Source organism: Paracoccus sp. (in: a-proteobacteria), assembly GCF_032007265.1.
In the GTDB taxonomy this organism is placed as follows: domain Bacteria; phylum Pseudomonadota; class Alphaproteobacteria; order Rhodobacterales; family Rhodobacteraceae; genus Paracoccus.
Genome location: NZ_DALZMB010000019.1, coordinates 26,750 through 47,902 on the forward strand (window position 1 = coordinate 26,750; position 21,153 = coordinate 47,902).

General features: G+C 59.0%; 20 protein-coding genes. 12 read left to right on the forward strand and 8 right to left on the reverse strand.

Annotation, left to right across the window (positions count from 1 at the left end; all coding sequences use genetic code 11):
• The first annotated feature begins 311 nt into the window (after positions 1–311).
• The 4 genes from RTS12_RS06190 to RTS12_RS06205 all read left to right on the forward strand — a co-directional run bounded on the left by RTS12_RS06190 (position 312) and on the right by RTS12_RS06205 (position 7,776).
• Positions 312–4,673, forward strand: a complete 4,362-nt coding sequence (locus RTS12_RS06190) for a PAS domain S-box protein (RefSeq protein ID WP_312526531.1) — start codon at positions 312–314, stop codon at positions 4,671–4,673.
• 855 nt (positions 4,674–5,528) lie between these two features.
• Positions 5,529–6,521 (forward strand): tripartite tricarboxylate transporter substrate-binding protein, encoded by a 993-nt coding sequence (locus RTS12_RS06195; protein WP_312526533.1) that lies wholly within the window; start codon positions 5,529–5,531, stop codon positions 6,519–6,521.
• A 141-nt stretch (positions 6,522–6,662) separates the two neighbouring features.
• Positions 6,663–7,244: a chromate transporter gene (locus tag RTS12_RS06200; protein ID WP_312526535.1), complete on the forward strand. Its 582-nt coding sequence runs from the start codon at positions 6,663–6,665 to the stop codon at positions 7,242–7,244.
• The gene (locus RTS12_RS06205; RefSeq protein WP_312526537.1) at positions 7,234–7,776 is read left to right on the forward strand and encodes a chromate transporter; all 543 of its coding nucleotides are present in this window, start codon (positions 7,234–7,236) and stop codon (positions 7,774–7,776) included. The genes RTS12_RS06200 and RTS12_RS06205 overlap by 11 nt, the downstream gene beginning before the upstream one ends.
• Positions 7,777–7,824: 48 nt before the next feature.
• Here the strand turns inward: RTS12_RS06205 and RTS12_RS06210 are convergent, their stop codons facing one another.
• From RTS12_RS06210 to RTS12_RS06240, 7 genes are all read right to left on the reverse strand, one after another.
• On the reverse strand, positions 7,825–8,826 hold the full coding sequence (locus tag RTS12_RS06210) for a tripartite tricarboxylate transporter substrate-binding protein (RefSeq protein ID WP_312526539.1): 1,002 nt from the start codon (positions 8,824–8,826) through the stop codon (positions 7,825–7,827).
• A gap of 149 nt (positions 8,827–8,975) precedes the next feature.
• The gene (locus RTS12_RS06215; protein ID WP_312526541.1) at positions 8,976–9,974 is read right to left on the reverse strand and encodes a Bug family tripartite tricarboxylate transporter substrate binding protein; all 999 of its coding nucleotides are present in this window, start codon (positions 9,972–9,974) and stop codon (positions 8,976–8,978) included.
• 66 nt (positions 9,975–10,040) lie between these two features.
• Entirely contained in the window at positions 10,041–10,604 is a 564-nt protein-coding gene (locus tag RTS12_RS06220; RefSeq protein ID WP_312526543.1) for a tripartite tricarboxylate transporter TctB family protein, read from the reverse strand.
• A gap of 3 nt (positions 10,605–10,607) precedes the next feature.
• On the reverse strand, positions 10,608–11,648 hold the full coding sequence (locus RTS12_RS06225; protein WP_312526568.1) for a tripartite tricarboxylate transporter permease: 1,041 nt from the start codon (positions 11,646–11,648) through the stop codon (positions 10,608–10,610).
• Positions 11,530–12,051 (reverse strand): tripartite tricarboxylate transporter permease, encoded by a 522-nt coding sequence (locus RTS12_RS06230; RefSeq protein WP_312526545.1) that lies wholly within the window; start codon positions 12,049–12,051, stop codon positions 11,530–11,532. Before RTS12_RS06230 ends, RTS12_RS06225 begins: the two co-directional genes overlap by 119 nt.
• 253 nt (positions 12,052–12,304) lie before the next feature.
• On the reverse strand, positions 12,305–12,844 hold the full coding sequence (locus tag RTS12_RS06235) for a hypothetical protein (protein ID WP_312526547.1): 540 nt from the start codon (positions 12,842–12,844) through the stop codon (positions 12,305–12,307).
• Positions 12,845–12,862: 18 nt separating this feature from the next.
• A complete protein-coding gene (locus tag RTS12_RS06240; protein ID WP_312526549.1) occupies positions 12,863–14,149 on the reverse strand; it encodes a Rieske 2Fe-2S domain-containing protein in 1,287 nt (428 codons plus the stop codon).
• A gap of 142 nt (positions 14,150–14,291) precedes the next feature.
• Here RTS12_RS06240 and RTS12_RS06245 point away from each other — a divergent pair, with 142 nt between their 5' ends.
• The 4 genes from RTS12_RS06245 to RTS12_RS06260 all read left to right on the forward strand — a co-directional run bounded on the left by RTS12_RS06245 (position 14,292) and on the right by RTS12_RS06260 (position 17,509).
• Complete coding sequence (locus RTS12_RS06245) at positions 14,292–14,606, forward strand: non-heme iron oxygenase ferredoxin subunit (RefSeq protein WP_312526551.1); 315 nt, start codon at positions 14,292–14,294, stop codon at positions 14,604–14,606.
• Positions 14,607–14,772: 166 nt separating this feature from the next.
• Entirely contained in the window at positions 14,773–15,537 is a 765-nt protein-coding gene (locus RTS12_RS06250; protein ID WP_312526553.1) for an IclR family transcriptional regulator, read from the forward strand.
• A 7-nt stretch (positions 15,538–15,544) separates the two neighbouring features.
• The gene (locus RTS12_RS06255) at positions 15,545–16,543 is read left to right on the forward strand and encodes a 2Fe-2S iron-sulfur cluster-binding protein (protein ID WP_312526555.1); all 999 of its coding nucleotides are present in this window, start codon (positions 15,545–15,547) and stop codon (positions 16,541–16,543) included.
• A gap of 105 nt (positions 16,544–16,648) precedes the next feature.
• Positions 16,649–17,509, forward strand: a complete 861-nt coding sequence (locus tag RTS12_RS06260; protein WP_312526556.1) for an alpha/beta hydrolase — start codon at positions 16,649–16,651, stop codon at positions 17,507–17,509.
• Here RTS12_RS06260 and RTS12_RS06265 read toward each other — a convergent pair whose 3' ends face one another.
• A complete protein-coding gene (locus RTS12_RS06265; RefSeq protein WP_312526558.1) occupies positions 17,510–17,788 on the reverse strand; it encodes a hypothetical protein in 279 nt (92 codons plus the stop codon).
• A gap of 116 nt (positions 17,789–17,904) precedes the next feature.
• Here RTS12_RS06265 and RTS12_RS06270 point away from each other — a divergent pair, with 116 nt between their 5' ends.
• The 4 genes from RTS12_RS06270 to RTS12_RS06285 form a co-directional block, all read left to right on the forward strand.
• Complete coding sequence (locus RTS12_RS06270; RefSeq protein ID WP_312526560.1) at positions 17,905–19,014, forward strand: zinc-dependent alcohol dehydrogenase; 1,110 nt, start codon at positions 17,905–17,907, stop codon at positions 19,012–19,014.
• Between the two features lie 3 nt (positions 19,015–19,017).
• Positions 19,018–20,046 carry a GTP-binding protein gene (locus RTS12_RS06275; protein WP_312526562.1) on the forward strand — a complete coding sequence of 343 codons (1,029 nt, stop codon included), beginning with the start codon at positions 19,018–19,020 and terminating at the stop codon, positions 20,044–20,046.
• 1 nt (position 20,047) lies between these two features.
• Entirely contained in the window at positions 20,048–20,755 is a 708-nt protein-coding gene (locus tag RTS12_RS06280) for a 4-carboxy-4-hydroxy-2-oxoadipate aldolase/oxaloacetate decarboxylase (RefSeq protein ID WP_312526564.1), read from the forward strand.
• On the forward strand, positions 20,752–21,153 hold a 402-nt coding region (locus RTS12_RS06285), incomplete at its 3' end, for an amidohydrolase family protein (protein WP_312526566.1). The genes RTS12_RS06280 and RTS12_RS06285, both read left to right, overlap by 4 nt.

The following is a 21,153-nucleotide window of genomic DNA, read 5'->3' on the forward strand; positions in this document are numbered from 1 at the left end:
GGGCCGCTGCCGATGCCAACCTGCCTTTGGGCAAAAGGTTCCGGCCCACATTGGCGCAGGGCCACGCAATCAGGCTTTCGCGCAATTTATGCGTTGTATCCCGCCCGAGATACGTCCATGGGGTGGCCGGGAAAAATCTAATAGGCACCAAAATGGTTATAATCTGCATATAATCATCTGATCAGCCTACCAATACCACCTGAGAGCGAGTAAACCTTTGAGTGAAGTAAGCGCATTTTATCAATTAACCGCATTGTAACCGGTGTCAGCTAACTTTCGATGATGCGTCCCTGATCGCTGGCAGGAATATTATGTCTCAGACCTCTTTCGACCTGAAAAACCCGCCGACGCGCTGGGTTGAATCCATTCGCAGCCTTCAGGAAATCACCGGCGCCGATCTGGTCCGATTGTTTTGCGTTTCCAACGGCGATTTCAAGGTCTTGGCCCAGCATAGCAGCGCCAAGACCGATCCCCTTGCCGTGGAATTTTCCGTGCAGAACAACTGGGCAGGCCAGCATGATGGCTTTGTCCGCGAGGGTCAGTTCATCCTGCCGGTTTTTCATGCCGATAGCACGCATTTTGGCTTGATCGAACTGCTGGCCAAAGATCCCGCAGTCTTTTCCGAACCGAACCTGCGTCTTGCGCGGCTGATGCGTGGCGCGATCGAGGATCAACTGGCGCTGCAAAGCATGGCTACGGCCGACGTCAGCGGTAAACTGGACGAGTTGCGCCGCGCCCAAGAGGGGCGACGGCTGGCCGAGCAACGCTTTCACCTGCTCGTTGAAAACTCGCTTGATGCCTTTTACATGCATGACGACAAGGGCCGCCTCTTGGACGTCAATGACCGCGCCTGTGAATCTTTGGGTTACACCCGCGCCGAATTGATGCAGATGAAGGCAGATGATCTGTCTCTTGACCTGACCCAACAGGAAAAAGAGGACATCTATGACATCACACCGCCCGGCGCTTCGGTCCAGATTTTTGACACACATACCCGCAAGGATGGCACGACCTTTCCGGTCGAGGTCAAGATTTCCTGCCACCTACTTGCGGGCGAAAAGATCTTTCTGGGCATTGCCCGCGACCTGAGCGAGCAGATCGAAGCGCGCAAAACGCTGCAGGATCTGAATGACGAGCTGGAGAAGCGCGTTCTCAATCGTACGCTCGAGCTGAAGGAAAGCTCGGATCGACTGATGGCGATCATGGATACGGCCACCGATGCCATTTCCTTGACCGATAGCGAGGGACGCTTTCTTCAGCTGAATGCGGCCGCAGGGCGCCTGCTGGGTTGCGATCCCAATGAACTGCTGGGACGGTCACTGGATCAGGACGCCAATGCCGCGACAATGCCTGACTTTTTCAAGCATAGCCCAGATGCGATGCTAAGCGGGACGACCACCGTCGAAGAACGGTTGATGCATTTCGGCACAGAGCGATTTTTCCTGACCACCCGCACGGCGCGTAAAGATGCCGAAGGGCGTGTCACCGGGCTGGTCACACTTTCGCACGATATTACCGAGCGTAAACGGGCCGAAAACGAGCTGCGCCTAGAACAGGAACGCATGATCCTGGCCGCCGAAGTGGGCGGACTGGGCATCATGGATTACCACTTTGATGACCGAAGCCTGATCGCCAATGACGAATTGTGCCGGATCTTCGGGCTGACAGAGCAGGACATCTGCCTCGAGACCCTGCTGGATTGCGTCCACCCCGAGGATCGCGCGCTGCTGCAATCCGAGGTTCTGGAAAATGCCTCCGAGGTCAATCGCGACGCGATCCCAATTCGCCTGATCTGCAAGGACGATGGGCTGCGCTGGGTCATGGCCGCCGGACGTCTGGTCCCGGCCGTGGGCTTTGCCCAGGCGCGGGTGATTTGCGTCATTCGCGACGTTACCGAAACCTATTTGGCCGAGCGTCAGCTGCAGCAAAGCTATTTCTCGCTGCAGCAGGCCGAGCGCCTTGCCCGCATCGGATCATGGACGCTTGACCCAAGGACCAGCGTTTTCACCTCCTCGGATATGATGCTTGAGATGAATGGCATCGAACCCGGCAAGGAAATCACAATCGCATCTTTGCAACAAATGATGCCCCCGGCCGATTTCGCGCGTGTGGGCGCGGCAATCGAAAATTGCATCAAGACCGGCGAGGCCTACGGCGTCGATGTTACCCACTTTTCCCCGACCGGGGGCAGCTTTGCCGCGGAAATTCGCGGTCAGGCATTGCGCGACGATGATGGTCAGGTCATCGCGGTATCGGGGACAGTGCAAAATGTCAGCGAACGCGAGGCGACGCGCGCGCAAATGGCGGCCATTGCCGATAGCCTGCCCAATGGTGCGCTTTACCGAATTGATTACCTTTCCCCCGAGATTGGCCTGAATGGCGCCCCGATCTCAAGCGACGAGATGCATCTGTCTTACGTCAGCGCCGGGATCGAGCGCCTGATCGGTGTCACAGCCGAGGCGTTGATCGCTGATCCGTCCCTTCTTTTGCAGGCCATCCACGAAGATGACCGTGCCCATTACCTTGAGACGTCGCAAAAGGCGACGATTGCGCAAAGCAACTTCGAATGTGACTTCAGGATTGTCACATCCGATGGTTCAATCCGCTGGCTGCAGATCCGTTCAGCACCTCGGCCCCAGGACGAGGGACGCATCTGGGATGGCATCATCCTTGACGTCACGCGCGCCTATGAAACCGCCGAAGCGCTGCGCCACGCCAAAGAAACGGCCGAGGCCGCAGAGCGCGCCAAAGGTCAGTTCCTTGCCACAATGAGCCACGAAATCCGCACACCGATGAATGCGGTGATCGGCATGACGCGGCTGGCGATGCAGACCGACCTATCCCCGCGCCAGCAGAACTATCTCGACAAGATCGACACGTCCGCCCGCATCCTTTTGGGCATTATCAACGATATTCTTGACTTCTCTCGGATCGAGGCAGGTGGCCTGGAACTTGAGGTCGCCGATTTCACCATGGAATCCATTCTGGAAACCCTGTCGAACGCGACCTCGCTCAAGGCAGAGGAGAAGGGACTGGAGATCGTTTATTCCGTCTCGCCCGCTGTCCCCAAGCAGCTACGGGGTGACCCTTTGCGATTGGGGCAAGTCCTGATCAACCTGGTCGGCAATGCGGTGAAATTCACCGAAAAGGGCGAAATCGTTGTCTCGGTTGATTTGCAGCCAAATGAGATTGAATCGGCCCCGCCTCTTCTCAGGTTTTCGGTTCGCGATACGGGCATTGGGCTTGATGACGATCAGATGTCGGCGCTTTTCCGGCCCTTTGCCCAAGCCGATACCCGTACTGCAAGACGCTTTGGCGGCACTGGCCTGGGGCTTTCGATCAGCAAGCAGCTAGTCGAGCTGATGGGCGGCAAAATCAGCGTCGACAGTCAGCCCGGCAGCGGAAGCACGTTCTCATTCACGACCTCGCTTCAGACCCCGCTAGAAATCACCAGCGCAACTTCACAGATGTTCAAGAACAAACGCGCGCTGATCGTTGATGATGTCGCCTCCTCGCGCGAGACGCTTTCGTCGATGATGGCGCAATTTGGGGTTCTCGCCAAATGCGCCCCATCTGGTGCCGAGGCCATTACAATGCTGCACGAGGCGGCCGCCCAGAACCGTCCTTTCGACGTGGTTTTGATGGATTGGCGCATGCCCGGCATGGATGGGATCGAGACGGCGCGGAAAATCCGCAATGATGCTTTCTTGCGCACAACCCCAGCGGTTCTGATGGTTACTGCCCATGCGGGCGATGAAATCATGCGCAACGTCGACGCGCTGGAACTGCAAGGGCTTTTGATCAAGCCGGTTACCGAATCCATGCTGTTCAACGCCATTCAGCTGATCTTTGACGTTCGCGGACCATCGCACAGCGCGGGCGGCAAGGAGGTAGCGACTAGCACGCCTGCGATCCTGCGCGGCAGCCGGGTGTTGGTCGTTGACGACAATCTTTTCAACCTTGAGGTCGCCAAGGACTTTCTTGAACTTGCGGGCGTCCAAGTGACGACGGCGGAATCCGGGTTTGAGGCTCTGGACCGGCTTGAGGCCAGCCGCTTTGACGTCGTCTTGATGGACATGCAGATGCCGGAAATGGACGGGTTGGAAACCACCCGCCGCATTCGCAACAATCCCGCATTGCATGATTTGCCTGTCATCGCACTGACGGCTCAGGCCGGTGTCGAAGACCGAGAGGCCACGCTGCTGGTCGGAATGTCCGCCCATTTGACCAAACCGATCGATGAAAAGCTGATGTATTCCACCATCGTCACCGTTCTCGAAGAGCAGCGCCGTGCAACCGAAAGCGCGCGCCAGCTTTCGCCGGCCATCGATCTGTCGCAGACGCTTATGCGGGTGCGCGGGGATCACGCCCGGATGGAGCGGATGATCGAGCTGTTCATTCGCGACTTTTCTGACTGCCCTCGCCAATTGCGTGTGGCCTTGGAAACTTCAGATTTCAAAGCCCTTAGCGCAGTCGCCCACCGCATCCGTGGTGTCGCCGGTTATTTTGCCGCCGATCGCTTGTATAAGAACGCAGAGCTTGTCGAGCTGAAGATCTATGACAACGAGACTGATGACGTCCCACCGCTAACGATCCAGCTTATCGCCAACCTTGAAGAAGCGCTCGATGCCTGCAACATCGAACTGGCGCGCTTTCAGCATCAGGAAAGGTGACCCCGCTCAAAGTCTTCACCCTGAGAGGCGTCGTGGGTTTGAAACATAGGCCTGCTATTGTTCAGGTCAGCTTGGGCCACCGCCATAAAACTAGCGGCGGGGTCAGCTGAGAGGCAACGCGACATCGGTCCAAGCCCTACGAACGACGGCATGGCTCGTCGCCCGATCCGACAGCGCCCCGACAGCGACAACCTTGCGGGCATGGGTGTAATTGACAAAGGGTTTGCGGGCCTGCCCGCCACCCGTCCGAATGTGCGCCCAAACGCGGGAAAGCCGCTTAGGGTCAGGACATAGGCAAGGGCGCTTGCCTGGCGTGGTTCGGCTCTCCAGCTCCTAAACCCTCAGCCGTCGCTCTTAGCGATGTGGCGATGTGGCGATGGCCATAGGACTTTCCCCCCCTCAGCCAATCAACGCCTGTCTGCCGTGCCCTTTGGCGCGACATTGATAAAAAGCGGCCATTTCAGGATTTTCACTTGGCGCAAATGCTGATCGTTCAGGTTCTGGGACGGAGATGGCCGCAGCGCGGCACATGTAATCCTGCGCTTTGGATAGCGGTCATGACCACACTGCACACCAAGCTCGTGACAAAAGCACTCCCCCATCACAGGGCTCTTGTCCCCTGCTTTCAAAGGCTGCCTTGCAGCGATCAGATCACCGGCGACTGACCTCTCCCATCAACGTCAAATTGAGGTCGCAGCGGATGACAAGCATCTTGCCCTGCAAATGCATCCCTCCTAACATAAGAACATCGTTCCGCATTAAGGAACTGTAAATCCCACTTTGACTTCCACTTTCGCGGTGCCGTCCCGCCTGGTGATGCGGGTTAATGGCGCGCAAATGCGACAGGAAAACCAAATGAAAACAAAAGACTTTCTTTTCTCTTTGTGTCTGATGGCCACCTTTAGCGCGCCGGCATTTGCCGATGATGGTTCCGCGTTCTTCAAAGGCAAGGTCGTCGATTATATCGTCGCAACCTCTCCGGGTGGGGTCTATGACACCAACGGACGCTTGGTCGCCGAATATATGCAAAAGCACCTGCCCGGCTCGACCTTTGTCGTGCGCAACATGGCCGGCGCGGGCGGGATGATCGGGGCCAATTACATCTATGCATCCGAGCCCGATGGCCTGACGCTTGGCAGTTTCAACACCGGCCTGATCTATGCCCAACTTTCCGAAAATCCGGCGCTGAAATTCGATCTTGAGACGATGGGCTGGGTGGGAAAGCTGACCAGCGATCCAAGGGTGATCGTCGTAAGCAAAGATTCCGGCATCACATCCTTTGAAGATCTGGCCAAAGCCGAAAAGCGGGTGAAATTCGCAACCTGCGGCGTTGGCTGCAGCTCGATGGTGGAATCGACACTTTTGGTGTCGAGCTTTGATCTGCCGGTACAGGTGATCTCGGGCTATAATGGCAACGAGGGTCAGCTTGCGATGATGCGCGGCGAGGTCGTGGGTACGCTTGGTTCGCGCTCAGAATTCGAGAAATTCGTAGCCGAAGGCCATGGCCGGTTCATTGCCCAGATCGGTGGCACTCAGACCGATGTGCCGCAACTCGCCGATTTCACCGCGGATGACGATGCCCGCGCGGCGGTCGAGCTGATTGCAGCCCTTGGGCAGCTTGGCCGCTGGACCGCGATTGCGCCGGGGGTTCCTGCCGATCGGCTTTCTGCGCTGCAAGATGCCTATGTGATGGCTGTCAGCGATCCCGAATTCATCGAAAAGGCCAAAAGGATCGACCTGCCTGTCGATCCGATGCCGGGCGATCGGGTCGGCGCATTGGTGGAAGCTGCCCTTAACCAAACGCCCGAAGTGGTGCAGCTGCTGAAAACCGCGACCGAAACACACTAGTTTGCGCGTGACGGGACGCTGATGCGCAAGGGGGCAGCCAAAAGCCTTTGCCCCCGGCAAAGACACGGGCATCAGCCAGGCTCGCTCGCCCAAGCCCTGCGCAGGCTGCCGCCCAAGGTTGTGTTTTCGAAATGAGGCAAGATGACGATCCTTGAACAAAGCACGTCCCCGCCCGCCATCGCCCTGAAAGACATATTCTGGGCGTTTTTCAAACTTGGCTCGGTCTCGTTCGGCGGAGGTTCACTTGGCTGGATTACCCGCGAGGTTGTCGAACGGCGCAAATGGATCGCAGAGGACGAGTTTATGAACCTGCTGACCGTTGCGCTTACCATGCCGGGCGCCAATCCGGTCAACCTTGCGGTATCGACCGGCATGTATTTGCGCGGCTATCGTGGTGCAGCAATCGCGGCGGCGGGCATGATCCTGCCGCCGTTTGTGATGATCCTCGTTCTTGGCAGCCTCTACACTTCGATCCGCGACATTCCCCATGTCCATGCTGTGCTGGCCGGGCTGACAAGCGTGGGTTTGGCGGCGATGTTGACGACCGGGCTTAAGAGCGCACGGCGGCTGGGACGCAATCCGGTCCCGATTCTGACTGCGGCCGCTGTGTTCGTAAGCGTTGGAATTCTTCGGTGGCCGATGGTCTGGGTGGTCTGCATCGCCATACCCGCCAGCATCGCCGCGCATATTCTTATGGCCAAGGTGCGTCCGTATGGAAACTGATGACATTCTGACCTTCGTGTTGATCTGCATCCCACTGTCGCTGCTGTCATTTGGTGGTGGGCAGACGATCCACGCCGGGCTTCAGCAACAGACCGTCGAGGTCCAACACTGGCTGACCGCGCGGGAATTCACCGACCTGTTTGCAATCTCGAAATCCGCACCGGGCCCGGGCACTTTGATTGCCGCGCTGATTGGCTGGAAAATCGGCGGGTTGGCCGGTGCGATTGCCGGAAGCCTTGCGATCTTCGTGCCATCGTCGCTGCTGATATGCGCCGTCGGGCGGCTATGGCAAAGACATCGCCAGACGCCCTTGGTCCGCGCCATCGAAAAGGGGCTGGTCCCGGTCGCGGTCGGGCTGATCTTGGCAGGGGCCGTATCAATTGTCCGGCTGTTTGCGCCCAGCCTAGTTGATGTGATCGCCATCATAGGTGCGATGGCGTTCCTTAACCTGACCAAACGCGGTCCCTACACGCTGCTTTTGGTAATGGCGTGCCTTTATCTGGCATTCGATATGGCCGGGATCCCGACGTAAAAAGAGGCCGGAATACTCCGGCCTCTTTGATGGTGCAGCGCCTAAGGCTTATTTCGATTTCGACTTCAGTGTGGCCTTCAGATAATCGACCATTTCTGGCGATTGGTTCAGCGCCTCACTGACGCTTTTGGCCACATCCGCACCAAAGGCGGGGTCAACTGGCAGACCCTGCATCTTGGCCTCTTCAAGAAACTCTGGATCGGTTACTGCTGCCTCATAGGCGGTGCGCAACGTTGCCAAGCGCTCCTCGGACAGGCCGGGAGGGGCTGCCGTCAGACGCGAAATATTGCCCTGCGAGGCGATCAGCGCAATCGCCTGTGCGGCTGCCGGATTGCCCTCGGCTGTCAGCTGCGGGGTATCAGTGGTGGCACCACCGATTTGTGCCAGAAAAACGCCATGCCCCTCGTTCACAAAAGGCTCGAAGGACGACAGCGCGCCAAGCGAGCCCTGGGTTTCGCCGCGACGGATCGCCAAAAGCCCATCTTCGCCATTATAGCCGGTGATGATCTTGACCGGCAGGTCCAGAGCCTTGATCAGCAATTCGGTCTCGGTGGTCGAGGCACTGCCTACACCGGCGGCCGAAAACTTGACCGGCTCTTTCAGCTGTTTCAGCTCATCGACGGTCTTGATGCCCAGTTTTTTATCCATCATCAGAACACGCGGATCCGAGGCCAGCTTGCCGACCCAGGACATTTTCGACAGGTCGAACTTCGCCCCGCGATCTTCGGTCAGCTGTGCATAGATCAGGCCGGTGTTGAACGTCCCCAGCGTCAGCCCGTCCGGGGCGGCGCTATAGACGTAGTTCGCACCGATCATATGGCCCGCACCCGGCATGTTGCGCACGACGAAGGTCGAGCCAGGCAGATGCTTTTGCATATATTTTGCGACCAGACGACCATTGGTGTCATAGCCCCCGCCAGGTTCGGTCGCGACGATATAGTTCACCGTCTTGCCGCGATAGAACTCGGCCCCGTCCTGCGCCTGAGCGGGCAAGACGCCCGCCATGGTCACGATCGCCGCAGCCATCAGACCCTTCGCTTTGTTAAACATTCTCTCCTCCCTTGAGATGAATGAATTCCTGGTGTCACTCTTTTTATTGAGCGCCCGGCCCGGTCAGACCGAACACTGAGGAGGCTGTCTAAGCCCCATCTTCCCCCGGTTCGCGCAGTCGCGCGGCAGGTTGGGCTGGAGGGCAGGAATTACTTCTGCGCCATCGCCTCTTTGAGGAAGGTCACAGTCTCGGGCGATTGCCCAAGTGCGCTTTCGATCGCCGACGCAACCTCAGCCCCGACCAATGGCTGGACTGGCAGCTTCAGGCTTGCGGCCTTGTCCAGAAAGCCAGGATCGGTGACGGCCGCCTGATAGGCATCGCGCAACTCCTGAAGGCGATCGGCAGGAATATCGGCCGGACCGGCAGTAAGGCGCGAAATGGTTGCTTGAGCGCGGACAAGATTGATCGCCTCTTTTGCGGCATCATTGTCGGCAACAGTATCAAGCTGCGGCACATCGGGATCATCCCCACCGATCTGCGCGATGAATTTGCCATGCCCCTCGGCCACGAACTTCTCGAACGAGGATCGCGAGCCGAACATGCCCTGAACCTCGCCGCGCATCATCGCAAGCTGATCGTCATTGCCGTTATACCCGGTGACAAGATCGACGGGCAGATCCAGAGACTTGATGAGCATCGTCGATTCCAGCATCGAGGCGCAGCCGATACCGCAGGTCGCGAACTTGATCCGGCCCTCGTGCTTGCGCAGACCATCCAGCGTCGCGATCCCCGACTGCTTGGAGACCACAATCACCCGCGGATCAGCGGCAACCTTGCCGATCCACGACATCTTCGACAGATCGAACTTGACCCCTGCATCTTCGATCAGCTGGCTATAGATCAGCCCGGTGTTGAAGGTGCCGATGGTCAGCCCATCCGGGGGGGATGCCGAAATATAGTTGGTGCCGATCAACTGCCCCGCGCCGGGCATGTTCCGCACCACGAAGGTCGAGCCCGGCAGGTGTTTTTGCATATATTCGGCGACAAGGCGGCCGTTGGTGTCATAGCCCCCACCGGCATCGGTCGCGACGATATAGTTGACCGTCTTGCCCTTGTAGAAAGCGGCGCCCTCCTCGGCCAGGGCGGGCACTACGGCGATCATCGCGGTCAGGACCGAAGTGGCGATAAGCGTCTTCAGCTGAAACATATTGTCTCTCTCTGTTGGGTGGATCTTCGTCCTGCCGCCCCTTGGACAGGGGCGGCGCCTTATCTTTTACAGCCCCGCCGCACGAAGGATCTGGCCGCCGATATATCCCTGGTAAAGCTCGAACCGCAGCACGCTTTCAAACAGCACATGCAGCAGCGTGACGCAGGCCAGACCGGCGAGCAGCGCAAAGATGAACCGCACCTTTGCCTCACGCCACAGATAGACCGTGACGAGTACCGGGATGGAGGGCAGGAAACCAAAGAGGATCACCCCGCTGATGTAGAGCAGAAAATAGGCCCAGATCCTGACCTCGTCGCGCACGGTTTCGGGGCCCCATTCGGGCTCTTCGGCCTGTGCTTCCAGCTCTTGCGCCGCCCCGGGGATTTCCGCGACGATTTCCGCGCTTTGCTCTTCACCCGCACGCGGTGCCGAGTGGAAATGCTCGGTGATCTTGGCGTGGTGGGCATTCAGCCAGTCCAGCACCAGCTGAAAGACGCAAAGAAGGATCCCCGGAATGCCCACCACCAGCGGCATCATCCTCGCGCCCGGCGGATAGCCGGTCGCAATGATCACCATCACCGAGAAAAGGACGAGCATCAGTACGGTCAGCCATGTCGTGAACGTGTTCATGGCTTAATCTCCGAATTGGACGGCCGTGCGGCGCGAGCCGGTGTTGCGATAGATCGCATAGCCTAGCAGCGAGACGATCATGGTCAGCAACACCAGCGACAGCGGCCGCAGGAAGAATGAATAGCCCCAAAGCTGCAACGCCTGGTTCAGTGACGCTTCGGCATTGCCACCCAAGATAAGGCCGATGACGAAAGGCGATCGCGGCCAGCCGGCGCGCATAAAGCCGTATCCGATAAAGCCAAAGACCGTCAGAACGATCAGGTTTTCCCAGTGAAAGTCGCTCAGGAAACAACCAAGCGAGATGAAGACAAGCACGAAGGGAACCAGCAGGCGACCATTCACAAAGGTCAGGACCGCGACCCAGCGGCAAAGGAACAGCAAAATCCCCACCGCCATCAGGTTGCCGACCACCAATGCCCAGATCAGACTCCAGACGACATCAAGATGTTCGGTCATCATTGTTGCGCCGGGTTGGATCCCCAAAATGATGAACGCGCCCAGCAAAACTGCCATGCCCGAACTGCCGGGAATACCAAAGAACAGCGTCGGGAGAAGTGATCCGCCCTCTTTCGCATTGCTGGCCGTCTCGGGGGCGATGACGCCCTCGATCGCACCCTTGCCAAAGCGCTCGGGATGTTTCGAGGTCTGCACCGCATGGCCATAGCAAAACCACGCCGCAGCCGAGCCACCCAGGCCGGGAACAATGCCGATTACGGCGCCGATGACAGAGGTGCGAATGACCAGCCACCAATGCCGCGGCACGTCAAGCACGCCGTTGAAAAGCTGGCGGTAAGAGAAAGAGGCATTGTCGCGTGGCACGTCGGCGATCGAAGTTCCGCGCGCGCCAAGGCTTAACATTTCGGGCACGGCAAACATTGCCAGGATTGCGGTTACAAGGTTAACGCCATCCCAAAGCAGCAGCACATCACCCGCAAAGCGCGGCGTTCCAGTCTGTGGATCCATGCCGATCGTCGACAGCATCAGGCCCCAAAAGCCTACAATCAGCCCTTTGACTATTTTGTGGCCGCTGGCGAGAAAGGCGATGAAACTGATCCAGAAGGGCAATCAGAAAGAACTCGGCCGGGCTGAAGCTTAGAACGACGGGTTCCAGCACCGGAATGAGCAAGGCGAAAACGCAGGCCCCAATGATGCCACCGGCACCCGACGCCGTGATGCTGGCCCCCAGCGCCCGAGCCGCCTGCCCTTTTTTCGCCAAAGGATGACCGTCGAGCGTGGTCGCGGCATCGTCCCCGTCGCCTGGGATCCCGAACATGATGCTCGAAATCTGGCCGCTGGTGCCGTTGACCGCATGCATGGTCAGCAAAAAGACTGCACCAGCGATCATGTCCATGCCGTAGACGAATGGAATGGCCATTGCGATGGACAGTTTTCCGCCGATGCCCGGCAGGATCCCGACCAAGATTCCACAGACGACGCCGATCAGCATCAAGCCCATTATATGGGGCGAACTGATCAGACCGTACAGGGATCCGAATATTGTCGCTAACATCCTAGAACCCACTCCTCCCTATTTGCGCGTTCTTTTTCATATTCTTCAGGATGACCCTCGCGCTTGTGGGCGAGAGCACCGAGCGCCCGCTTAAGCGAAAATCCTCCAAATTCTGGCTGGCGTCGCGAGGTACCGGCAGCTGCCGCAATCCCGCTTTTTTCATTGGTGGCCGCCCTCCCCGGCGGCGCATTTAGGCGCGCAATGCGCTTAACATATCAATGAGATAGTCACTTCCCCCCTCAGAGATGACAAGCACAGCCGAGGCCGGGCGCAGGGCCGCGGCCAAAGGTTCGACGTCGTTTCGCAACTGCTGCGCAGCGACGATCAGCGCCACTGTGGTGACGCCATGAGCGCGCGCCATCTGGCCGATCCTTTCCGCTTGCCCCGCTGCCGTGCCGTTGGTGGAGACCATGACAACGACATCTGAATTGGGAAGCAGGGCGCTGAACCGCAGCTGCTTGTTCCCGCTGCCAAGCAGTGGATCATTGTCCGGGCTCATATCTGCCAGCGGCGCGACGAGGCTATAGAAGGTTGCCCCCTGCCAGCCGACCGCTGCCGCTTCGGCCACCAGTGCCGCGGCGGCGCCGTCCAATGCAATCACCTGCGTCACGCGTGGGCGCGAGTTCGGATATGAGATCCGAAACTGCGCCTCGGCGGCGGTCGCGGCCAAGGCGCAAGAGCTAAGCAGGGTCGGCCGCTCGAAAGTCGGCTCTCCCATCGGATATGTCATCTCGCCATCATGCATGGCCTATACCGAGGTCTGGCGAATGCCTTCGCGGACCGTCAGATCTGCTTGGCAGGCATCGACAAAGGCATCATCCTTGGGCAGGACCGCTGCGACCGATCGTACACGCTGATGCACAGGATCGCGTCCGGGCGGAACCGCGCCCGTCTTCATCATCGCATTCACCGCCCGACGCAGGCGATGTCGGGCCATGATGATGCCGTTATCGGTCGAGACGAGGTTTTCCTTGGTCCGGTCGACGATCGGTCCCATGCTTTCCTGAAGGCTGGCATCCTGCATCGCAATGCCCCAAATGCCGGAATAGCTTTCGCCGCGCTTTTGCGCCTCGCGGTCCATAAGATAGTCATTGTCCTTGTTTTGCAGCGGGCGGAAAGTGCCGGGCACATATTGGTTATGCACGCCCCAGCCCGCCTCCATCGCCTCGCGCTCTTCTTGCGTCAATGCGCGAGTTGGGTGGTAGTCGAAGCTCCAGGCCCAGGTGTTGTGATCGTCGATCGGGATCCAGAAATGGCCATGGACAGGATGGTCTCCACGCGGCGGCACCATGGTAAAACTTGGCATGACCCAAGGGGTAATCCGCCAGTAATACTGATCGTTTTCGGCATTTCGGCGCGCACCGATAAAAAGACCGCCGGGGGCATCAACCACTTCAAAGACCGGCTTGCGATCCTTTTGGTTATATTGGTTGCCCTTCGCGCCGCGAAACAGCGGATCGGCAGCAAGCGAACCCGAGTGCAAGAAGGACACATGACTGGAATCGATGCCCCCTTCCATTGCCTGTAGCCAGTTGCATTCCTGCCAGCGCTTAGAGGTGTAGGTCTGCGCATCCGGGACGTTGCAGAATTCCCATTCCGGCATTGGCGGGCGGTCGTCTTTGTCGCCCATATGGGTCCAAAGAATGTCGCCGATCTTGACCAGCGGATAGGCCTTCAGCTTGATCTTCTCGCAAAAGCCGCTCTCTTCGGCTTCCGATGGCACGTCGACGCATTGGCCTGTGACGTCGTATTTCCAGCCATGATAGGGGCAGCGCAGCCCCCCTTCTTCGTTACGTCCGAACCAAAGCGACACGCCGCGATGGGCGCAGAATTGATCCATCAGACCGTAACGGCCCTTGGAATCGCGAAAGGCAATCAGACGCTCGCCCAGAAGCTTGACCCGGACCGGCGCGCTGTCGTTCTCGGGCAGCTCGCGCGCCAACAACGCCGGGATCCAATATTTGCGGAACATTTGCCCCATCGGTGCCTCGGCCCCGGTCTGCGTGAGCAGGTCATTCACTTCTTTTGTCAGCATCTTCTCTCCTCCCCAATCGGGTAATGGCCAGGCTGCCTGTCCCAATTGTAGTATTTTAGTTCTTTCATGCGGAACCGTGTTCGTTTATATAGAATTACACGACGAGAATTGGCCGTCAATAAAAACGCGCTGAGGTGATGGAATGAAAACAACTCAACTGATCGACCTGATTGGAATCGACCAGCTCGACACGGAAATGCCAGCCAAGGTTGAACAGGACGGAAAAGAGTTCGCCGTCTTCCGGGTCAATGACGAAATCTATGTCACCGACGATCGATGCACCCATGGTCCGGGCTCGCTTTCCGAAGGCTGCCTAACGGGTTACGAGATCGAATGTGACTTTCATCAGGGCTGCTTTGACATCCGTACGGGTGCCGTCACCGAGGCACCCTGCACTATCCCACTTCAGGTTTATCCCGTCATTTTGCGCGACGGCCGTGTGTTCATTGAGGCCTGATTTCCGCGCATCCCCGAAAAGAAATAACGGACAAAGGGTGTCGTAGCGTTCCCTCGTTCTGTATAACGGAACAAGGTAATTCAACGATAGAGAGGTCAAGATGAACGAGGAAAAGCCGCAGAGCCCGAATCGCAATCCCAGACGGGAATCGCAGCGACTTTCATCCGTGACGACCGCAGTCCATTTGCTCAAGACCTTCAGCGAGGAAGAGCCGGAACTGGGGATCAGTGAACTCGCTAAACGTCTGCAGGTCGCCAAGAGCACCGTTCATAGACTTGCAAGCGCCCTTCTTGACGAAGGCCTACTTGAACAAAACCCCGACAATGGCAGGTATGCTCTGGGTTTCGGGCTCTTTTCTCTGGGCTCACAGGTCCGAAGCCGACTGAATGTGGCCTCGGTTTCCAAGACCTATCTGCATGCCCTGCGCGATCAGGCGGGCGAAAACGTCCGTCTTGCGATTTTGTCGGGCAAGTCTGTGGTCTTTGTACACGACTTCGAAAGCCCCGAATCGGTCCGCCTTCGCCCGATCACCGGTCAGTATCGCCCCAGCTATGCGACCGCCGAAGGGATCTGCCTGCTGTCCGGCCTGCGCCTGGCAGTGCTTGAAGATTATCTTGCCGGACCTCTGGAAGCACTGACCCCGAACACTGTGGTCGAAAAGGACGCCATTCTTGAAAAGATCCGCAGGGTGCGCCGCGCGGGCTATGCAATCGAGGATGAGGAGTTCGAGACCGGCAGCCGGACCATTGCTGCCCCGATTTACCAAGCCGAAGGCCGCGTTATCGCCGCCATCAGCCTTGCCGGTCCGCGTGACCGGATCCGCAAACGCGCCTTTCCCGAACTGGCCGAGCTCGTAACCCATACTGCGGTGCAGATCTCCGAGCGTCTTGGCTATCGGGCGGGGCAATACGCCAATTCGACCACAATCTGAGGACGAAATGCCCAAAATCAGTCTTTCCGACGGCTCTGCCAGCTTCGACTGTTCTGCCGATGATACTGTCCTGCGCGCCGCTTTGCGTGCAGGAATCGGAATGTCTTATTCCTGCAATGTCGGCTCTTGCGGCAACTGCCGCTTCGAGCTGCTGGAAGGGGACGTGACCCACCGTCGGAAAGACGCACCTGCCTATAGCGAGAAAGATCGCGCCCGTGGCCGTTGGCTTGGCTGTCAGGCCGTGCCGAGTGGAGATTGCCAAATCAAGTTCCGCCCCGATCCGTCGGCCGTGCCGATCTATCCGCCGCACAAGCGCCGGGCCGAGTTGATTGGCAAGCAGGCGATGAGCCACGACATGGCCGAATTCACCTTTCGTATCGAGGGACCAACCGACTTCCTGCCCGGGCAATACGCGCTTTTGTCGGTTCCCGGCGTCGAGGGCGAGCGGGTCTATTCCATGGCTGGCCTGCCCGGATCACCGCTGTGGTCCTTTCAGATCAAGCGCGTCCCCGAAGGTGCGGCGACGGGCGTTCTTTTCGACCAGCTTGAAGTCGGCGCCTGCGTGATGATCGACGGCCCCTATGGAAACGCCCATCTGCGCGATGAAAGCCCGCGCGACATCGTTTTGCTGGCGGGTGGCTCGGGGCTCAGCCCGATGGTCTCCATCGCCCGTGGCGCCCTTGTCTCGGACCGCCATCCGACGCGGCGGGTTCGCCTGTTCTTTGGCGGCCGCGCGCCCCGCGATCTTGAGGCAATATCGTTTCTGCGCGAGATCACCGATCCACGCTTCGAGCTGACCGAAGCGGTTTCCGATCTTGCCAGCGCCGAGGGCTGGACGGGTGCCACCGGCTTTGTCCATCAGATCGCCGAGGCTCAGCTTGGCGATCGCCTGCAGGAAAGCGAGATCTATTTCGCTGGTCCCCCCGCCATGGCGCAAGCGATCTCCCTGGCCTTTCATGCCCGCGCCATCCCCCCGGACCAAATCCATTTCGACGAGTTTTACTAAGCCCTGACGGCTTTGCCACATCCGCTGATGAGCGGGTGACGTTCTGACCGGGCCCCGTTTTGCGCGGGCGCCTGCTTGTGTTCCCATGAGATGGAGGAGTTTCTCATGCCAACCGCAGTGATCGACGGAATCGAGACCCATTACGAAGTGATCGGTGAGGGCGAACCCCTGCTGATGTATGCGCCAGGCGGCTTTGACGCCAATTGGGGGAAATGGTCCGAACTGGGCGTCTATGCCCGCATCAAACTGCTGAATCATCTGCCGAAACATTTCAAATGCATCGTCTTTGACCGCCGCGAGACCGGCCAGTCCGGAGGCAGGGTCGAGCGTATCACCTGGGCGGGTTATGTGGCGCAGGGCGCCGGGCTTTTGGATCATCTTGGCATCGACAAGGCCCATATCATGGGCGGCTGCATGGGCTGTTGCCCGGTTGCGGCCTTTGCCACCACCCACCCCCAACGCGTGCTGTCGATGGTCCAATACTGGCCAGTCGGCGGCGCCGGGTTCCGGTTGAACGGACATCGCCGTTTCGCGGTTCATCTGGGTCAATTTGAGCAAGGCGGGCTTCAGGGTATTGTCGATCTGGCGCTTTCGACATCCGAGGGCTTTGGCAAAGACCCCAGACCCGGCCCTTGGGCGCCAGTCCTGCGCCGCGATGCGGCCTTCCGCGAAAGCTTTCTGGCGCAGGATCCCGACCATTACCGCCTGATCATTCAAAGCCTGCCGCGCACCTTGATCGACCGTGATTCGATGCCGGGATTCGAGCCCGAGGATCTGATGCGCCTCGACATTCCGACGCTGATCATTCCGGGCCGCGACAATGCCCATTCCCTATCGGCAGCACGCTTCATCGAGGAATGCTCTCGCAACGCCGAATTCTGGGATGTCACCCCGGATGAGCAGACCGAGGAGACCGCCCCGGCCCGCATCCTCGATTTCCTGAAGCGCCAGCAGGGCCGCGGCTGATCAACAGCAGCCCTCGGCCTCATCCAAGAGGCCGGGGAGCAGCCATTTAGGTGGCAAATCTTCGGGTTCGACCTCGGCCATCGGTTTGAAGAATCGCAGCCGATAACGCTCGGGGCCACCCTTCCAGAACAGAATGCAGGTTTCCAGAGGCGGGCAACCGGGCGTCGGGCAAGTCAGCTCGTTCACCATGACCGCGTCGGTTTCGGCCAGCGCAAAATGCGCTTTGACCAGGGACGCTAGGGCGAGGGCCGGTTTTGCGCCCTCTCTGGGCCTGCGCATGAATGCCACGTCTGATCCGTTCTAAAATTTCTGCAATTCGTTCCTCTAAATGGAACCATGTTCTTGATGACGGATCAAGAGGTTGCTAGCATCGCACAAACACAGAGAGGTAAACCATGTCCGAAAAGGTCGTCGCCGCGGTCCGCACTGGCCCTTCGCAGCTTGAATTTCGTGAATTTCCGATGCCTGAGATCCCGGATGACGGGGCGCTTTTGAAAGTCGAGGTCGCAGGCATCTGTGGCACCGACGTCAAGTTTTATGCCAAGCCGCCGATCCCGGATCCGGTCATCATGGGGCATGAGAATATCGGCATCATCGCCAAGGCGGGAAAGACCTTTCTTGCCCGCAAGGGGCTGAAGGAAGGCGATCGGGTCTTTGTCGAACACTATCTGCCCTGCTTTGCCTGCGAATGGTGCCACAAGGGGGAATATCGGCTGTGCCATGCGACGGACTGGCGCAAGAACCCAGACGGGCTGCGCTATGGCTATACTTCGCTTGCCAAGCCCCCGCATCTTTGGGGTGGGTTTGCGCAATATATGTACCTGCCGTGGAATGCCGTGCTGCACAAGGTTCCCGACAATGTCTCGCCCGAGCTGGCGGGAATCGTCACGCCTATGTCCAACGGGATCCAATGGGCGCTGTTCGACTGCGGCGTTGGCTACAACACCACCGTGCTGATCCAGGGTCCGGGCCAGCAGGGTCTGTCGCAGGTCGTGGCCTGTCGTCAGGCGGGCGCTGCGCTGATCATCGTGACGGGAACGGGCAAGGACAAGGCGCGGCTCGCGGCGGCCAAGACGCTTGGGGCGGATTACGTCATCGACGTCTCGGTCGAGGATCCGTTGGCGCGCATCATGGAAATCACCGCCAATCAGGGCGTGGATGTCGCGCTTGACTGCACGGCAGGTGCGGGCACCATCCCGATCCTTTTGGGCATCGAGGCGCTTAAGCGAAAGGGTGGCACCTTGCTTATTCAGGGCGAGATGACCGATTTCCCGAACTTCCCGATTGCCAAGATCGCCAATAAATACATCACGATCAAAGCTGCGCGCGGGCATAACTATTTGTCTTGCGAGCTGGCGATGGAGCAGCTTGCCTCGACCCGTTTCCCGCTCGACATCATCACCACCCATCGCTTTGGGCTCAAGGATGCCGATCTGGCGATCCGCTCGGTCGGGGGACAGGGGCTTGAGGATGTCATCCACGTTTCGCTTCTGCCCTGGGAGTAGGCAATGACCGACAAGCCGATTCCCGTCAGTGTCATCACCGGCTTTCTTGGCGCAGGTAAGACGTCACTTCTGAACCACCTGCTGCATGCCGATCACGGCATGCGGCTTGCGGTCATCGTCAATGAATTCGGCGAGCAGGGAATTGATGGGCATCTGCTTGCCAGCGGCGACGAAGAGATCTTCGAGATGAACAACGGCTGCGTCTGCTGCTCGGTCCGGGGTGATCTTGTGCGCACGCTGCACGGGCTGTTGCCAAGGCTTGCCGAGTTTGACGGCATTGTCCTTGAGACGACCGGGCTCGCCAAGCCCGGGCCTATCGCACAGACCTTTCTGATCGACGATATCTTGCGCGAACGGATCACGCTCGACAGCGTGATCTGTGTCGCCGATGCCGTTCATCTCGAGGACGGCCTCGGCCGCGAAGAAGAGGTTGCAGCCCAGATCGCATTTGCTGATCTGATTGTGCTGAACAAGACCGACCTCGTCAGCAAGGACCGTGCTGCAGAGCTGCGCCAGCACCTGCATGCGATCAACCCCGAGGCCGAGATTCTTCAATCAATCCGGGGCGTGGTTCCGGTCGATAAGCTTCTGTCCCGCAAAGCCTTTCTGCTAGAGCAAGTGGCCGACGAACTGCAACGCCAGACGGCGCCGCAATGCGGACCCGATTGCGGGCATGATCACCATCATCATCACGACCACGGCCACGGCCACGACCTTGGCCACGACCAGCACCACCAGGGCATCACTTCGGTATCGCTGCGCCTAAGCGGGGCCTTTGACGCGGGCAAGGTCAGTGACTGGCTGGGAAGCTATCTTGGCGAGAACGGCATCGACACCTTGCGCGTCAAGGGTATCCTTCACGCCAAGGGCGAGGACCGCCCGCTGGTCTTTCAGGCCGTCCATATGCTGCTTGAGGGGGATTTCCTTGAGCCCTGGCCAGAAGGCGACCCGCGGCTTAGCCGGATCGTCTTTATCGGTCGCAATCTTGATCAACCCAAACTGCAGGCGGATTTCGAGGCCTGCCGCGCCTGACTTGCGCGCCCATTCCCTTTTCGGAGCACGACATGTCCGTTGTCATCCAATCCATCACCCGCACCGCCCCCCCCACCCCACCCTAGAAGGGCTTGGCGGCATCGGTGTCGCGACCATTCATGAGGCGCAGGGACGCAAGGGGCTTCTGGCCCCGCAGATGCGGCCAATCCAGACCGGGCGACGCATCGCGGGCCCGGCGGTCACGGTCTCGCTGCCGCCCTGCGACAACTGGATGATCCATGTCGCAGTCGAGCAATGCCAGCCCGGCGACATCATGGTGGTCAGCCCGACCTCGGTCTCGCAGGCGGGCTATTTCGGGGATCTGCTTGCCACGCTGTTTCAGGCCCGCGGCATCGCCGGTCTGATCATGGATGCCGGCGTGCGCGACGTGGCCGAACTGCGCGAGATGGGCTTTCCGGTCTGGTCGACCTGCATCTCGGCACAGGGCACGGTCAAGGAAACCTTGGGTTCAGTCAATATACCGATCACCTGCGCCGGCCAGATGATCCATCCCGGCGATGCGATTATCGCCGATGACGATGGCGTCGTCGTCGTCGCGCAAGCAGAGGCCGCCGAGGTGCTTGCCGCCTCGCGCGCCCGCGAAATCCGCGAGGCAGGGATCCGCGAACGCTATCTTCGCGGCGAGCTTGGCCTTGACATGAACAACATGCGCCCGGCCCTTGCCGCCAAGGGGCTGATCTACAAATGAGTGACCAGATGATCATCGACTGCCATGGCCATTACACCACCGCTCCGTCACAGCTGCAGCAATTTCGTGACACCCAACTTGATCTTTTCTCGCGAGGGATCTCGACCCCGCCCGCGCTTGCCGCGATCAGCGACGACGAGATCCGCGAAAGCATCGAGCTGAACCAGCTACGCGCTTTGCGCGAACGCGGTGCGGATATGACGATCTTTTCGCCCAAAGCAAGCGCGATGGCCCATCATCAGGGCGACGAAAGCGTCTCGAAGATTTGGACACGGATCAACAATGACCTGATCCACCGCGTCACCACGCTTTTCCCCCAGCAATTCGCAGGGGTTTGCCAGCTGCCGCAGTCTCAGGGCGTCCCGATTGCGCAATCCATCGAAGAGCTGACGCGCTGT

Coding starts and splice junctions, on each gene's coding strand:
- RTS12_RS06190 (WP_312526531.1), top strand. CDS start 312: ATGTCTCAGACCTCTTTCGACCTGAAAAACCCGCCGACGCGCTGGGTT.
- RTS12_RS06240 (WP_312526549.1), bottom strand. CDS start 14,149: ATGCTGACAAAAGAAGTGAATGACCTGCTCACGCAGACCGGGGCCGAG.
- RTS12_RS06265 (WP_312526558.1), bottom strand. CDS start 17,788: ATGCGCAGGCCCAGAGAGGGCGCAAAACCGGCCCTCGCCCTAGCGTCC.
- RTS12_RS06230 (WP_312526545.1), bottom strand. CDS start 12,051: ATGCTGATCGGCGTCGTCTGTGGAATCTTGGTCGGGATCCTGCCGGGC.
- RTS12_RS06205 (WP_312526537.1), top strand. CDS start 7,234: ATGGAAACTGATGACATTCTGACCTTCGTGTTGATCTGCATCCCACTG.
- RTS12_RS06220 (WP_312526543.1), bottom strand. CDS start 10,604: ATGAACACGTTCACGACATGGCTGACCGTACTGATGCTCGTCCTTTTC.
- RTS12_RS06245 (WP_312526551.1), top strand. CDS start 14,292: ATGAAAACAACTCAACTGATCGACCTGATTGGAATCGACCAGCTCGAC.
- RTS12_RS06255 (WP_312526555.1), top strand. CDS start 15,545: ATGCCCAAAATCAGTCTTTCCGACGGCTCTGCCAGCTTCGACTGTTCT.
- RTS12_RS06275 (WP_312526562.1), top strand. CDS start 19,018: ATGACCGACAAGCCGATTCCCGTCAGTGTCATCACCGGCTTTCTTGGC.
- RTS12_RS06195 (WP_312526533.1), top strand. CDS start 5,529: ATGAAAACAAAAGACTTTCTTTTCTCTTTGTGTCTGATGGCCACCTTT.
- RTS12_RS06270 (WP_312526560.1), top strand. CDS start 17,905: ATGTCCGAAAAGGTCGTCGCCGCGGTCCGCACTGGCCCTTCGCAGCTT.
- RTS12_RS06235 (WP_312526547.1), bottom strand. CDS start 12,844: ATGACATATCCGATGGGAGAGCCGACTTTCGAGCGGCCGACCCTGCTT.
- RTS12_RS06210 (WP_312526539.1), bottom strand. CDS start 8,826: ATGTTTAACAAAGCGAAGGGTCTGATGGCTGCGGCGATCGTGACCATG.
- RTS12_RS06200 (WP_312526535.1), top strand. CDS start 6,663: ATGACGATCCTTGAACAAAGCACGTCCCCGCCCGCCATCGCCCTGAAA.
- RTS12_RS06215 (WP_312526541.1), bottom strand. CDS start 9,974: ATGTTTCAGCTGAAGACGCTTATCGCCACTTCGGTCCTGACCGCGATG.
- RTS12_RS06260 (WP_312526556.1), top strand. CDS start 16,649: ATGCCAACCGCAGTGATCGACGGAATCGAGACCCATTACGAAGTGATC.